General features: G+C 51.6%; 11 protein-coding genes. 9 read left to right on the forward strand and 2 right to left on the reverse strand.

Annotated elements, in window-relative coordinates; all coding sequences use genetic code 11:
* Positions 1 to 3: 3 nt before the first annotated feature.
* From J1779_RS13530 to J1779_RS13570, 9 genes are all read left to right on the forward strand, one after another.
* Positions 4 to 1,347, forward strand: a complete 1,344-nt coding sequence (locus J1779_RS13530) for a replication-associated recombination protein A (protein ID WP_056769240.1) — start codon at positions 4 to 6, stop codon at positions 1,345 to 1,347.
* 106 nt (positions 1,348 to 1,453) lie between these two features.
* Positions 1,454 to 2,746 carry a serine--tRNA ligase gene (serS, locus tag J1779_RS13535; RefSeq protein ID WP_122094757.1) on the forward strand — a complete coding sequence of 431 codons (1,293 nt, stop codon included), beginning with the start codon at positions 1,454 to 1,456 and terminating at the stop codon, positions 2,744 to 2,746.
* 284 nt (positions 2,747 to 3,030) lie between these two features.
* The gene (ynfE, locus tag J1779_RS13540) at positions 3,031 to 5,487 is read left to right on the forward strand and encodes a selenate/tellurate reductase subunit YnfE (RefSeq protein WP_217203994.1); all 2,457 of its coding nucleotides are present in this window, start codon (positions 3,031 to 3,033) and stop codon (positions 5,485 to 5,487) included.
* A 104-nt stretch (positions 5,488 to 5,591) separates the two neighbouring features.
* Entirely contained in the window at positions 5,592 to 8,027 is a 2,436-nt protein-coding gene (gene dmsA / locus J1779_RS13545) for a dimethylsulfoxide reductase subunit A (protein ID WP_420804208.1), read from the forward strand.
* Positions 8,028 to 8,038: 11 nt separating this feature from the next.
* Positions 8,039 to 8,656: a DMSO/selenate family reductase complex B subunit gene (locus J1779_RS13550; protein ID WP_056769245.1), complete on the forward strand. Its 618-nt coding sequence runs from the start codon at positions 8,039 to 8,041 to the stop codon at positions 8,654 to 8,656.
* A 1-nt stretch (position 8,657) separates the two neighbouring features.
* Positions 8,658 to 9,515 carry a dimethyl sulfoxide reductase anchor subunit family protein gene (locus J1779_RS13555; protein WP_217203996.1) on the forward strand — a complete coding sequence of 286 codons (858 nt, stop codon included), beginning with the start codon at positions 8,658 to 8,660 and terminating at the stop codon, positions 9,513 to 9,515.
* 73 nt (positions 9,516 to 9,588) lie between these two features.
* Positions 9,589 to 10,197 (forward strand): Tat proofreading chaperone DmsD, encoded by a 609-nt coding sequence (gene dmsD / locus J1779_RS13560; protein ID WP_217203997.1) that lies wholly within the window; start codon positions 9,589 to 9,591, stop codon positions 10,195 to 10,197.
* A 20-nt stretch (positions 10,198 to 10,217) separates the two neighbouring features.
* Positions 10,218 to 10,751 (forward strand): ferredoxin-type protein NapF, encoded by a 534-nt coding sequence (gene napF, locus J1779_RS13565; RefSeq protein ID WP_238485162.1) that lies wholly within the window; start codon positions 10,218 to 10,220, stop codon positions 10,749 to 10,751.
* A 133-nt stretch (positions 10,752 to 10,884) separates the two neighbouring features.
* Complete coding sequence (locus tag J1779_RS13570; protein ID WP_056769251.1) at positions 10,885 to 12,030, forward strand: MFS transporter; 1,146 nt, start codon at positions 10,885 to 10,887, stop codon at positions 12,028 to 12,030.
* 99 nt (positions 12,031 to 12,129) lie between these two features.
* On the opposite strand, the gene pflA is transcribed toward J1779_RS13570, so the two are convergent.
* Together pflA and pflB are read right to left on the reverse strand one after the other, a co-directional pair.
* Positions 12,130 to 12,870: a pyruvate formate lyase 1-activating protein gene (pflA, locus tag J1779_RS13575; protein WP_056769253.1), complete on the reverse strand. Its 741-nt coding sequence runs from the start codon at positions 12,868 to 12,870 to the stop codon at positions 12,130 to 12,132.
* Positions 12,871 to 13,139: 269 nt separating this feature from the next.
* Complete coding sequence (gene pflB / locus J1779_RS13580) at positions 13,140 to 15,422, reverse strand: formate C-acetyltransferase (RefSeq protein ID WP_122094770.1); 2,283 nt, start codon at positions 15,420 to 15,422, stop codon at positions 13,140 to 13,142.
* Positions 15,423 to 15,434 lie beyond the last annotated feature (12 nt).

A 15,434-nucleotide genomic window follows, 5' to 3' on the forward strand; every position in this document is an offset into this window, starting at 1 on the left:
CCTTTGAGTAATATGTCACTCGATTTTTCCCAGAATGAATTTCAGCCACTGGCCGCCAGAATGCGGCCAGTCACTCTTGCAGAATATATCGGACAGCAACATCTGTTAGCGCCTGGCAAACCTTTGCCACGCGCGATTGAAGCAGGGCAGTTGCATTCGATGATCTTGTGGGGGCCGCCGGGCACCGGGAAAACGACGCTGGCAGAACTGATTGGCCGCTATGCAAATGCTGATGTCGAGCGCATTTCAGCGGTCACTTCAGGCATCAAAGAGATCCGTGAAGCTATTGAACGCGCCCGTCAAAATCGTGATGCCGGGCGTCGTACTATTCTGTTTGTCGATGAAGTCCATCGTTTTAATAAAAGCCAGCAGGATGCATTTCTGCCGCATATCGAAGACGGCACCATTACATTTATTGGTGCGACGACGGAAAATCCCTCGTTCGAACTCAATTCTGCATTGCTGTCACGCGCCCGCGTTTATCTGCTGAAATCCCTCACTGCGGAAGATATCGAAAAAGTCATCGACCAGGCACTCACCAATGCCGAGCGCGGATACGCCAATGAAAAAATTCGTGTTCCGCCAGATACGCGCAGGATGTTGTCGGAGCTGGTGAATGGCGATGCCCGCCGCGCGCTCAACAGCATCGAAATGATGGCCGATATGGCAGAAGTCGATGCAAAAGGTTTCCGGACACTCACGCCCGAATTATTGACCGAAATTTCCGGTGAGCGCAGCGCGCGATTTGATAACAAAGGCGATCGCTTCTATGACTTGATTTCTGCATTGCACAAATCGGTTCGTGGCTCATCTCCGGACGGCGCACTTTACTGGTATGCCCGTATTATCACCGCGGGAGGAGATCCTCTCTACGTAGCCCGCCGGTTGTTAGCCATCGCGTCTGAAGATGTGGGTAATGCCGATCCTCGCGCAATGCAGGTGGCGATTGCAGCCTGGGATTGTTTCACCCGCGTCGGTCCGGCGGAAGGTGAAAGGGCGATAGCTCAGGCGATTGTCTATCTGGCTTGCGCGCCAAAAAGTAATGCAGTTTACAGTGCGTTTAAAGCAGCAATGCGTGATGCGCGTGAAAAATCTGACTACGATGTTCCTGAACATTTGCGTAATGCTCCGACCAAGCTGATGAAAGAAATGGGGCTGGGTAAAGAATATCGTTATGCCCACGATGAGCCGAACGCGTACGCCGCCGGAGAAGATTATTTCCCACCGGAAATGGCCCGAACTCAGTATTATTATCCCACCTCCCGCGGTCTGGAAGGCAAGATCGGTGAAAAGCTGGCTTGGCTTGCTGAACAAGATCAAAATAGCCCGACAAAACGCTACCGCTAACTTTATCGTTGCGGTAAGGTTACCTGGATAACTCTTTGACACGCTGCCGTTTAACGCGGCGTGCTTCATCAAATTAACATTCAATAACGACACGTACAGGATTAGCATGCTCGATCCCAATCTGCTGCGTAATGAGCTAGACGCAGTTGCAGAAAAACTCGCTCGCAGAGGTTTTAAACTCGATGTGGAAAAGCTGCGTTCTCAGGAAGAGCGCCGCAAAGTCTTGCAGGTAGAAACGGAAACTCTCCAGGCTGAACGTAACGCACGATCGAAAACTATCGGTCAGGCTAAAGCCCGTGGCGAAGACATCGAACCCCTGCGTCAGGAAGTGTTTACGCTGGGTGAGAAGCTGGATGCAGCAAAAGCTGAACTGGACGCATTGCAAAATGATATCCGTGATGTCGCTTCTGCTATTCCTAACTTGCCAGATGATTCCGTACCTGCCGGTAAAGATGAAAACGATAATCAGGAAGTCAGCCGCTGGGGCACACCGCGCCAGTATGATTTCGCCGTACGCGATCACGTATCGCTGGGTGAAATGGCGGGCGGTCTGGATTTCGCTGCTGCGGTTAAGCTGACCGGTTCTCGTTTCGTTGTCATGAAAGGGCAGATTGCCCGCATGCATCGCGCACTTTCTCAGTTCATGCTTGATTTGCATACTGAGCAGCACGGTTATCTGGAAGCGTACGTTCCTTATCTGGTCAACCATGAAACGCTTTATGGTACCGGTCAGTTGCCTAAATTTGGCGAAGACTTGTTCCATACCAAGCCTTTGGACGAAGAAGCGGGCAGCAGCAACTATGCGCTGATCCCAACGGCAGAAGTGCCTCTGACCAATCTGGTGCGTGACGAAATCCTCGATGAGGAATCACTGCCTCTGAAGATGACTGCGCATACGCCATGTTTCCGTTCAGAAGCCGGTTCCTATGGCCGTGATACCCGTGGTCTGATCCGTATGCACCAGTTCGATAAAGTCGAGATGGTTCAGATTGTTCGTCCGGAAGATTCCATGCAGGCGCTTGAAGAACTGACTGGCCATGCCGAAAAAGTCCTTCAGCTGCTGAATCTGCCATACCGCAAAATGTTGCTGTGCACTGGCGATATGGGCTTTGGTTCAAGCAAAACCTATGATCTGGAAGTGTGGCTGCCCGCGCAGGATACGTACCGTGAAATCTCCTCGTGTTCTAACATGTGGGATTTCCAGGCGCGTCGCATGCAGGCTCGCTGCCGTAGCAAAACAGAGAAGAAGCCACGTCTGGTTCACACTCTGAACGGTTCCGGTCTGGCCGTTGGCCGTACACTGGTTGCCGTGCTGGAAAACTATCAGCAAGCAGATGGCCGTATCGAAGTGCCGGAAGTGCTGCGTCCTTACATGGGCGGTTTAGAATATATCGGCTAATGCCGCTATATACTTTACAATATAGCGAAAAGCGCCTCCGGGCGCTTTTTTTATGTCTGAAATCGTGCGTTGTACGAGAGTTCTGCTGTTCCGTCTCCCCAATCCTTTCCAATCTTGATAGCAAACAAAGTTTCCTACCTCATGGTGAGTAATATCCATGCATTCCGAGTGGGTACCCAAATACTCCCTGTGCTTTGCATTTCTGCCCGCTCAATTCTTCGTCAAAGTCTGGTGTCATTGTAAGCACCGGTCCGGATGACGAAGCAACTTACCGGAGCGGAAATATGTCGGAAATAAAACCAGAAATTATTCCTGAAAATACAGGTATCAGCCGGCGGACGTTGATGAAAAACTCCTCACTGGCCGGGCTGGCTCTTGCTGCAGGAGGCGTCTCGCTGCCATTTGGACGAAGTGCTTTAGCCGCGGCGATAGGGGAAGGAAAACATCCCACGCCTGAGGATAAAGTGGTCTGGGGTGCCTGTTCCGTTAACTGCGGCAGCCGATGCGCATTGCGGTTACACATTCGCGACGATGAAGTGTATTGGGTTGAAACGGATAATACCGGCAATGATATTTATGGTGATCACCAGGTGCGCGCCTGCCTGCGTGGGCGCTCCATGCGCCGGCGTATGAATCACCCGGACCGGTTAAACTATCCGATGAAACGCGTGGGTAAGCGCGGAGAAGGTAAGTTTGTCCGCATCAGCTGGGAAGAGGCTTTTGACGAGATTGCCAATAATCTGAAACGTATCGTCGCTAAATACGGCAACGAAGCGGTATATATCAACTACACCTCTGGCGTGGTTGGCGGCAACATCACCCGTTCATCGCCTTACGCCTCACTGGTAGCCCGCCTGATGAACTGCTACGGCGGTTTCCTCAGTCATTACGGCACTTACAGCACCGCTCAAATTTCCTGCGCCATGCCCTACACCTATGGTAGCAACGACGGCAACAGCACGTCTGATATCGAAAACAGCAAACTGGTGGTGCTCTTCGGTAATAATCCTGCCGAGACGCGCATGAGTGGCGGCGGGATCACGTACTACCTCGAAGAGGCGCGTCAGCGTTCCAATGCCCGCATGATCGTGATCGACCCGCGTTATACCGATACTGCAGCAGGGCGCGAAGACGAATGGATTCCCATCCGTCCGGGCACCGATGCCGCGCTGGTCGCCGGCCTTGCACATGTGCTGATCAGCGAAAATTTGGTGGATCAGCCTTTCCTGGATACGTATTGCGTGGGCTATGACGAAAAAACACTGCCTGCCGATGCACCCGCCAATAGCCACTATAAAGCTTACATTCTGGGTCAGGGTGCGGATGCCACGCCCAAAACACCGGAATGGGCCTCGCACATCACCGGCATTCCGGCATCGCGAATCGTTAAGCTTGCGCGGGAAATCGGTCAGGCTAAGCCTGCGTACATTTCTCAGGGATGGGGGCCGCAGCGCCAGGCCAACGGTGAGCTGACGTCACGCGCCATTGCTATGCTGCCAATTTTAACCGGTAACGTGGGTATTAACGGCGGTAACAGCGGCGCGCGTGAGTCGACTTATACCCTCACCATTGAACGAATGCCTGTGCTGGAAAACCCGGTAGAAACGCAGATTTCCTGTTTCAGCTGGACCGACGCCATTGCGCGTGGCCCTGAAATGACGGCTAAAGCCGATGGTGTACGGGGTAAAGACAAGCTGGATGTGCCGATCAAATTCATCTGGAACTATGCCGGGAATACCATCACCAATCAGCATTCTGACATCAACAAAACTCACGATATTTTGCAGGACGATCAGGACTGCGAAATGATTGTCGTGATCGAAAACTTCATGACCTCCTCAGCTAAGTATGCCGACATCCTGCTGCCTGATCTGATGACCGTTGAGCAGGAAGATATCATCCCGAATGATTACGCCGGAAATATGGGCTATCTGATTTTCATTCAGCCAGCGACCTCGGCTAAGTTCGGGCGAAAAGGCATTTACGAGATGATGAGCGAAGTGGCGCGTCGTCTTGGGCCTGATGTTTACGACAAGTTCACAGAAGGCCGTACTCAGCGTGAATGGTTGCAATATCTCTACGCCAAAATGCTGCTGAAGGACCCGGCGCTGCCTGCCTATGAAGCCTTGCGTGACATGGGAATTTATAAGCGCAAAGACCCTGCAGGGCATTTTGTCGCTTATAAAAAATTCCGTCAGGATCCGCAGGCTAACCCGCTTAAAACCCCGTCCGGAAAAATCGAAATTTACTCTTCTGCACTGGCAAAAATTGCCGGTGAATGGGAATTGAAAAAAGACGAAACCATCAGCCCGTTACCAGTGTATGCCTCGACCTTTGAAGGCTGGGACGATCCGAAACGCAGTCAGTTCCCGTTGCAGATGTTCGGTTTCCATTACAAAGCGCGCACTCACTCGACCTACGGCAATATTGATGTGCTGCAGGCCGCCTGCCGTCAGGAAGTGTGGATCAATCCACTGGATGCCAAAACCCGTGGCATTGAAAACGGCGACAAAGTGAAGGTCTTTAACGATCGCGGTGAAGTGCGTGTCGCGGCAAAAGTGACGCCACGGATCATGCCCGGCGTTGTGGCTATGGGGCAGGGCGCATGGCATCAGGCCAACATGAAAGGTGACCGTATTGACCATGGCGCGTGTATGAACACGCTGACCACCCAACGCCCATCCCCGCTGGCGAAGGGAAATCCGCAACATACGAATCTCATTCAAATAGAAAAAATATAGAAATTAGCGAAGGCCGATAAGGCGTCGTACAGAAGTGGTCGTTAACGTTTCATCCCTTTGCTGTTTATGAAGGGATATTAAGGAGCAAGGATATGTCGAATAAAATGCAAGGAAATGCAGGGACAGCCGCAGGAATAAGTCGTCGAACGTTGATGAAAAATTCCGCATTGGTGGGACTGGTTGCCGCAGCCGGAGGGGTAACGATGCCTTTCAGGCAAGCGCAGGCGGCCGGCACTGCCACCGACAGCAAACTTACCGACGAAAAAGTGGTATGGAGTGCCTGTACGGTTAACTGTGAAAGCCGCTGCCCGTTAAGAATGCATGTTGTTGATGGTGAAATTCGTTATGTCGAAACCGATAACACCGGCGATGACAATTACGAAGGATTACATCAGGTCAGGGCCTGTCTGCGCGGGCGCTCGATGCGTCGTCGAGTGTATAACCCTGATCGTTTGAAGTTTCCAATGAAGCGGGTGGGTGCGCGCGGAGAAGGAAAATTCATTCGTATTAGCTGGGAAGAAGCCTTCGAGACGATTTCTGGCAGCCTGAAAGACATCATCGGCAAATACGGTAATGAGGCAGTTTATCTCAATTACGGTACCGGAACGTTAGGCGGCACCATGACCCGTTCATGGCCGCCAGGCTCCACATTGATTGCCCGTCTGATGAATTGCTGTGGCGGTTATCTGAATCATTATGGTGATTACAGCTCGGCGCAGATCGCGGCAGGCCTTAATTATACCTATGGCGGATGGGCCGATGGTAACAGCCCGTCGGATATCGAAAACAGCAAACTGGTGGTGTTTTTCGGTAATAACCCCGGCGAAACCCGGCTCAGTGGCGGTGGTGTGACTTACTATCTGGCGCAGGCACGGGAAAAGTCCAATGCCCGCATGATCATCATCGACCCACGTTATACCGATACAGCTGCAGGGCGTGAAGATGAGTGGATCCCTATTCGCCCCGGAACAGACGCTGCGCTTGCTGCGGCCCTCGCTCACGTGATGATCACTGAAAATCTGGTCGATCAGCCGTTCCTTGATAAGTATTGCGTCGGCTACGATGAAAAAACCTTACCTGCAGGCGCGCCTGCCAACGGGCATTACAAAGCCTACATTTTGGGTAGCGGGGAAGACGCAACGGCCAAAACACCTGAATGGGCGTCAAAGATCACCGGCATCACCGTAGACAAAATTGTCAAACTTGCCCGTGAAATCGGTCAGGCAAAACCTGCGTTTATCGCACAAGGCTGGGGGCCGCAGCGTCATGCCAATGGTGAACTCGCGACCCGTGCCATCGCAATGTTGGCAATTCTTACCGGCAACGTAGGGATCAATGGCGGTAACTCCGGTGCCTGTGAAGGATTCTACAGCCTGCCCTTTGTACGCATGCCTGCTTTTGAAAACCCGGTAACGACCAGCATTCCGTTTTTCCTGTGGACCGATGCGGTTAAACGCGGGCCGGAACTGACCGCTTTAAAAGACGGTATTCGCGGAAAAGATAAACTCAGCGTACCGATTAAGTTTATCTGGAATTATGCCGGTAACAGTCTGATAAACCAGCACTCTGAGATCAACCGCACGCACGACATCCTGCAGGATGACAAGCAGTGTGAAATGATCGTGGTCATCGACAATCACATGACGGCGTCTGCCCGATACGCGGATATTATCCTGCCCGACTGCACGGCCTCTGAGCAGATGGATTTCTGTCTCGATGCCTCATCCGGGAATATGGCGTATGTCATTTTTGCCGATCAGGTCATCAAACCTCGTTTTGAATGCAAAAACATTTATGAGATGACCAGCGAACTGGCAAAACGTATGGGCGTTGAGCAGAAATTTACGGAAGGCCGCACGCAGGAAGAGTGGATGCGTCACCTGTACCAGCAATCTGTGCAGGCCATTCCCGCGCTTCCAGATTTCGATACCTTCCGCCAGCAGGGGATTTTCAAGCAGCGTGACCCTGAGCAACACCACGTGGCGTACAAATCATTCCGTGAAGATCCGCTTGCCAATCCTCTGGAAACGCCGTCGGGGAAAATTGAAATCTATTCGGCCGCGCTGGCTGATATCGCAGCGAAATGGCAGCTGGAAAAAGAAGACATTATCGATCCGTTGCCGGTTTACGCCGCCGGATTCGAAAACTATGACGATCCGCTGGCCAGCCGTTATCCCCTGCAACTGACAGGTTTCCATTTCAAAGGTCGGGTGCATTCAACTTACGGAAATGTGGATGTGCTGAAAGCCGCATGCCGTCAGGAAATGTGGATTAACCCGATGGATGCTGCGCAGCGCGGTATCACCAATGGCGACATGATCCGCATCTTTAACGATCGCGGGGAAGTGCAGATTGCCGCGAAAGTGACGCCGCGCATGATGCCGGGTGTAGTCGCGCTTGGCGAAGGTGCCTGGTACACCCCTGACAGCAAAAGAATCGACCGTGCGGGCAGCATCAACGTACTGACTTCTCAAAGACCTTCACCGCTGGCGAAAGGTAACCCCTCTCATACCAACCTTGTGCAAGTGGCTAAGGTTTAACGGAGCAATAAATGACAACTCAATATGGTTTTTATATTGATTCAAGCCGCTGCACAGGATGCAAAACCTGCGAACTGGCCTGTAAAGACTTCAAAAATTTAACGCCTGACGTTAATTTCCGCCGCATTTATGAATATGCCGGTGGCGACTGGCAGAAGGACGGTGATGGCTGGAATCAGAATGTGTTCGCTTATTATCTGTCAATTTCCTGCAACCACTGCGCAGATCCAGCCTGTACCAAAGTGTGCCCGAGCGGTGCAATGCACAAACGTGAAGACGGATTTGTTGTGGTCAACGAAGACGTCTGTATTGGCTGTCGCTACTGCCATATGGCCTGTCCTTATGGCGCGCCGCAGTACAACGAAGCGAAAGGGCATATGACCAAATGCGACGGCTGTTATGAGCGCGTTGCGGAAGGTAAAAAACCTATTTGCGTCGAGTCCTGCCCGCTGCGTGCGCTTGATATGGCACCGATCGAAGAACTGCGTGCGAAATATGGCGATCTGGCAGAAGTGGCACCCTTGCCGGCTGCGCATTTTACGCACCCAAATATCGTCATTAAACCCAATGCGAATTGCCGTCCTGTAGGCGATACAACGGGTTATCTGGCTAACCCGAAGGAGGTTTGAGATGGGAAACGGATGGCATGAATGGCCTTTAATGGTCTTTACCGTGTTGGGGCAGTGTGTTGTAGGGGCATTTATCGTGCTGGCTATGGCATTACTGACTCAGCGCTCTGCAGAAGAGCAACGCCGTATTCACCTGTCGATGTTTTTCCTTTGGGCACTGATGGCGGTGGCGTTTATTGCTTCGGTCTTGCATCTGGGCTCACCGCTGCGCGCATTTAACTCGCTCAACGGTCTCGGTGCTTCTCCGCTGAGTAACGAGATTGGCAGCGGTTCACTGTTCTTTGCGCTTGGTGGCATTTACTGGCTGCTGGCAATGATCAACAAAATGCCGCGCCTGTTGGGTAAAATTTGGCTGGTGGTCACTATGCTGGCGGGTATCGGGTTTGTTTACGCGATGTGCTGCGTTTATGAAATCAATACTGTGCCTACCTGGAATAACCTTTACACCGCATTCAGCTTCGGACTGACAGTTCTGATTGGTGGCCCGGTTCTCGGCTATCTGCTGCTGCGTGGCGCGAATATCCAGGGTTGTGGTCTGCGTCTGTTACCGGTAATCAGCCTGACAGGGCTGGTGATCAGTATGGTGCTGGTGGTGATGCAAAGTACAGGTCTGGCGAATATCCACAGTTCGGTTCAGGCGGCATCTGCATTGATCCCGCAATATGGCAGCTTGTCTGCATGGCGGCTGGTGCTGGTCATTCTGGGATTAGGCTGCTGGTTCTGTCCGTTGATCATGCGTAAACGTCCTGCGCTGCTCTCAATGATTCTGGCATTTGTGCTGGTCTTCTCGGGAGAACTGGTGGGACGCGCAATTTTCTACGGTCTGCATATGACCGTGGGTATGGCGGTAAGCGGTTAATTACAGAACTGTTATCTTTGTCTGGGGACGCCTCGCCGTCGGTGGCGCGTCCCCACGTAAAAATGAGTGAATTATGTCAGCAGAATCAATAAGTTTAACGAGTAAAGTATTGGGTGCGATGCTGTACTATCCGCCAGCGTCGGAAGAGGTTCAGCCGCTGATTGCGTTGTTGAAAACCAGCGACTGGGCTCCGTTATGGCCGTTTGCCACGGCCGAGATTAAGGCTCAGGCAGCCGAATTATTCGCACAAATCGATGAGGCAGAAGAAAGTGCCGGGCAGGCTTATCAGCGGTTATTTATCGGGCCGTACGCTTTGCCCGCTCCGCCGTGGGGTTCGGTCTATCTGGATAAAGAATCGGTAGTGTTTGGTGATTCAACCCTGGCACTGCGCCAGTGGATGCGTGAAAACCATATCGAACCGCTCCTGACGCAAGCTGAGCCGGAGGATCATATTGGCCTGTTACTGATGATGTGCGCATGGTTGGCTGAGAATTCCCCGTCATTGCTGAACGAGTTTATGGCGCAGCATTTATTGCCGTGGTCAGGCCGATACCTCGAATTGTTGCAGCAAAAATCCGAACATCCGCTTTATCAGGGGGTTGCCCTCCTTGCCGGGTCGACATTGTCAGGCTGGCAGCAGCAACTGGCGCTGAAAATCCCTTCAGCAGATCTCTATTTCTGATGAGCAATTCTGAAAGCGGAATGAGCGCTCGCCAGGTCAGCCGTCGCGGATTATTTCGCGGCTTGCTGGCTTCGGCGAAACAGACCAAAGAGCAGACCGCTGCACCAGCTGAATCACTCCCGCAGCGTCTGCTTCCCCGTCCTCCCCAGGCGGTGGCAGAATCCTTATTCCTCCAAAGATGTAGCGGGTGCGGAAACTGCACCCAGGCTTGTCCGGTCGGTATGCTGCACCTTCAGGAAGGTAAGCCAGCCTTGAGCATTGAGTATGCAGACTGTGATTTCTGCGGAGCCTGCACTCAGGCTTGTGAAACCGGCGCACTGGATGCCTCCGTCAGGGCGGATACCGGGTTACGACCTGTGCATTTGCCACAATGTCTCGGGCGAATGGATGATATGTGCAGGATGTGTGAAATTGCGTGTCCGCGCACGGCAATATTTTTTAATCAACAGAATCAGCCCTCCGTTGATGACGAAAAATGTGACGGCTGCGGGAAATGCAAACTTGTTTGTTATCATGGTGATATCAGATTGTCATTAAATCATCATGAAGCATAATCACACCGCTTGATTAACGATTTCAATCATCACCCTCCAGTTTGTGCGCAGACGGGTTTTTGCCAGATTGACATTTTATTCGCCGGTGGCATGATGCGCGCAATTTCTTCGTCTTTGTGGTCATCAACGCCTTATGTCCGCCTATTCCCGTCCCGTTTCACTGCTGCTTTGCGGACTTCTTCTGCTGACGATTTCTATCGCCGTTTTGAACACGCTTGTCCCTTTGTGGCTGAGCCACGAGCAATTGCCGACCTGGCAGGTTGGCCTCGTCAGCTCATCTTATTTTACCGGTAATTTACTCGGTACGCTGATCGCCGGTGGCCTGATAAAGCGTTTCGGTTTTAACCGCAGTTATTACTTGTCGTGCTTCCTGTTTGCCGGTGCTACCGCCGGTCTGGCGCTTTCCATGAGTTTCTGGAGCTGGATTGGTGCACGTTTTATTGCCGGTGTTGGCTGTGCGTTGATTTGGGTGGTAGTGGAAAGCGCGCTGATGCGCAGCGGTACGGTGAAGAACCGCGGGCAACTGCTGGCGGCATACATGATCATGTATTACATCGGTACCGTGGTTGGACAACTTCTGGTCGGTACTGTGCCAACGCAGATATTCAGCGTATTGCCATGGGTAACCTCGCTCATCGTTATCGCCATGTTACCGCTGCTGTTTGCTCATCTGCAAAATCAGGACAGCGAACAGCCCCGTCATTCAGTTTTACCCATGTTCCGCCGTCGTAATGCGCGTCTTGGAATTAACGGATGCATTATTTCCGGCATTGTTCTGGGATCGCTGTATGGGCTGATGCCGTTGTTCCTGACGCATCAGGGCATGAGCGATGCCAATGTCGGCTACTGGATGGCGCTGCTGGTCAGTGCGGGAATTGTCGGGCAGTGGCCGGTAGGACGTCTTGCCGATCGCTATGGCCGTCTGATGGTTTTACGCATCCAGATTTTTTGTGTCATCCTCGGCAGCATTGCAATGCTCAGTGGTTATGCGATGGCTCCTACGCTATTTATTCTCGGATGCGCCGGTTTCACCCTTTATCCGGTTGCGATGTCGTGGGCGTGCGAGAAGGTCAGTTCTGAGGAGCTGGTGGCAATGAATCAGGCTCTGCTGATGAGCTACACCATCGGCAGTCTTGCTGGCCCGACGATGACAGCGATGCTGATGCAGAGCTATTCCGACCGCCTGCTGTTTGTGATGATCGCGGTGGTTTCACTGGTCTATCTGGTGATGTTGATGCGCAAGGCCGATCAGAGCCACAACCCGGTGGCAGCCGCGTAATGCTTAAAAATGGCTAACCTGACCTGAACCCAGCCCAATAAAAAGACGCCGAAGATGGCGTCTTTTTAGTTTCAAAAGCCTGTTGTCTGATCAGAAATATCAGTAGATGACTTTGTGCCCGTAGCTGGCAAGAATGTTTTTCACTCTATCCATAATTTCGGTCGTTGGTGGGTTTACGCCATCCAGGCCGTACTTTTCACCCATTGCCGTCCATTTATGTTTGCCAAGCTCATGGTAAGGCAGCAGCTCAATCTTTTCGATATTGGTCATGTCTTTGGTGAACTCGCCAAGTTTGTGCGCGGATTCATCATCATCAGACCAGCCCGGCACCACAACGTAGCGGATCCAGGTGCGTTGATTTCGTTTTGCCAGATAGCGCGCAAAGTCCAGCGTGCGATGGTTGGAGACGCCGACCAAATTCTGATGGATATCGTCGTTCATCTGTTTTAGATCGAGCATTACCAGGTCAGAGGCATCGAGCAATTCATCTATCACCGGGTCATAGCGGCGGACAAAACCGTTGGTATCCAGACAGGTATTGATCCCTTCTTTCTGGCAGGCGCGGAACCAGTCACGCACGAATTCCGCCTGAAGGATCGCTTCACCGCCAGAGGCTGTTACACCGCCGCCGGAAGCATTCATAAAGTGGCGATAGGTCACGACTTCTTTCATCAAATCGTCGACATTGATTTCTTTGCCGCCATGAGTGTCCCAGGTATCGCGGTTGTGGCAATACATGCAACGCATCAGGCAACCCTGGAAGAAAACAATAAAGCGGATACCTGGGCCGTCTACCGTGCCACAGGATTCATATGAGTGGATTCGACCTTGAACTGACATTGCGGGTTATTCTCCATATTGACCAATGAATAGCAGTCTAAAAGTGCGGATGCTGGCCTGGCAGAGATAAACTGGGAACCATCTGTTTATGATACCAGACAATCAATAAGGTTGATTGCCAGCGATTGCCGGAACTGCTTTGCCAGAGATCCACAACCATAGCGCTCTGGCAAAACAGACTGTCATGAAGACAGTAAAGAGTAGGGCGGATGAAACAAAGGCTCCACGATGTGGAGCCTTTTTATCACACTAAACGAAAGGGCGAGTTATTACAGGGACTTAGTGAAAGTACGGGTAATAACGTCTTGTTGCTGTTCTTTAGTCAGTGAGTTGAAGCGTACCGCGTAACCTGAAACACGGATGGTCAGCTGAGGATAGTTCTCAGGGTGTTCCATCGCATCTAACAGCATCTCACGGTTCATGACGTTCACGTTCAGGTGTTGACCACCTTCGATGGACGCTTCGTGATGGAAGTAACCATCCATCAGACCCGCAAGGTTCGCTTTACGCACATCATCGTCTTTACCCAGCGCGTTAGGAACGATAGAGAAGGTATAAGAAATACCATCTTTCGCGTAAGCAAACGGCAGTTTAGCAACGGAAGTCAGGGAGGCAACGGCACCTTTCTGATCACGACCGTGCATTGGGTTTGCACCTGGACCGAATGGCGCACCAGCACGACGACCGTCTGGAGTGTTACCTGTTTTCTTACCATAAACCACGTTAGAGGTGATGGTCAGAACAGACTGAGTTGCCACAGCGCCACGGTAGGTACGCAGTTTCTGAATTTTCTTCATGAAACGTTCTACCAGGTCACAAGCGATGTCATCTACGCGAGAATCGTTGTTACCGAACTGTGGATATTCGCCTTCAATTTTGAAGTCGACAGCCAGGCCGTCTTCGTCGCGGATGGTGCTTACTTTGGCATATTTGATAGCAGACAGGGAGTCAGCAGCAACGGACAGACCTGCGATACCACACGCCATGGTGCGATAAACATCACGGTCATGCAGTGCCATCAATGCAGCTTCGTAGCTGTATTTATCATGCATGTAGTGAATGATGTTCAGTGCAGTCACGTACTGTTTTGCTAACCAGTCCATAAAGTGGTCCATGCGATCCATGACTTTGTCATAGTCCAGCACGGTATCCATCATTGGCGCTTCTTTCGGGCCAACCTGGATTTTCATTTTTTCATCAACGCCGCCGTTGATTGCGTACAACATGGTTTTCGCCAGGTTTGCACGAGCACCGAAGAACTGCATTTGTTTACCCACAACCATCGGGCTCACACAACAAGCGATAGCGTAGTCATCGTTGTTGAAGTCAGGACGCATCAGGTCATCGTTCTCATACTGTACAGATGAGGTATCGATAGACACTTTGGCTGCGTACTTTTTGAAGTTCATTGGCAGCTTTTCAGACCACAGGATGGTCATGTTCGGTTCTGGTGAAGGCCCCATGGTGTACAGGGTATTCAGGAAACGATAGCTGTTTTTGGTCACCAGAGTACGGCCATCAACACCCATACCGGCCAGGGATTCTGTTGCCCAGATTGGGTCACCAGAGAACAGTTCATCATATTCAGGAGTACGCAGGAAACGTACCATACGCAGTTTCATAACCAGATGGTCAATCAGTTCCTGAGCTTGTTCTTCGTTCAGTTTGCCTGCTTTGATATCACGTTCGATGAACACGTCAAGGAAAGTAGATACGCGGCCGAAGGACATTGCTGCACCGTTCTGAGATTTAACCGCAGCCAGGTAGCCGAAGTAAGTCCACTGAACAGCTTCCTGCGCGCTGGTTGCAGGACCAGAAATGTCGTAACCGTATTTAGCAGCCATTTCTTTAATCTGACCCAGAGCACGATGTTGTTCTGAGATTTCTTCACGCAGCTGGATGGTCATTTCCAGATTCACGCCATTTTCCAGGTCGTCTTGCAGAGACTGAAACTGAGCGAATTTGTCAGCCATCAGGAAGTCGATACCGTAAAGTGCAACGCGACGGTAGTCACCAATGATACGGCCACGGCCATAGGCATCTGGTAAACCGGTCAGCACGCCAGATTTACGGCAGTTCAGGATGTCTTTTGTGTAAACGTCGAACACACCCTGGTTATGCGTTTTGCGGTAATCGGTGAAGATTTTTTTCAGCGCTGGATCCAGTTCACGGCCATAAACTTTACATGAACCTTCTACCATTTTGATGCCGCCGAATGGGATCAGGGCACGTTTCAATGGCGCGTCAGTTTGCAGACCAACGATGGTTTCCAGAGATTTATTGATGTAGCCAGCGTCATGAGAAGTGATGGTAGCCGCAACGTCAGTATCGAAGTCAACCGGAGCTTTGGTGCTGTTCTCCAGTTTGATACCGTCCATTACTTTATCCCACAGGGTGGTTGTCGCCTGAGTCGCGCCAGCCAGGAAGGACTCATCACCTTCATACGGGGTGTAGTTCTTCTGAATGAAGTCACGGACGTTTACGCCATTCTGCCATTCACCAGCACTAAAGCCTTGCCATGCGTTGGTCAATTTTTCATTGAGCTTGGACATCTTGCACCTACC

Source organism: Rahnella rivi (assembly GCF_019049655.1).
Classification (GTDB): domain Bacteria; phylum Pseudomonadota; class Gammaproteobacteria; order Enterobacterales; family Enterobacteriaceae; genus Rahnella; species Rahnella rivi.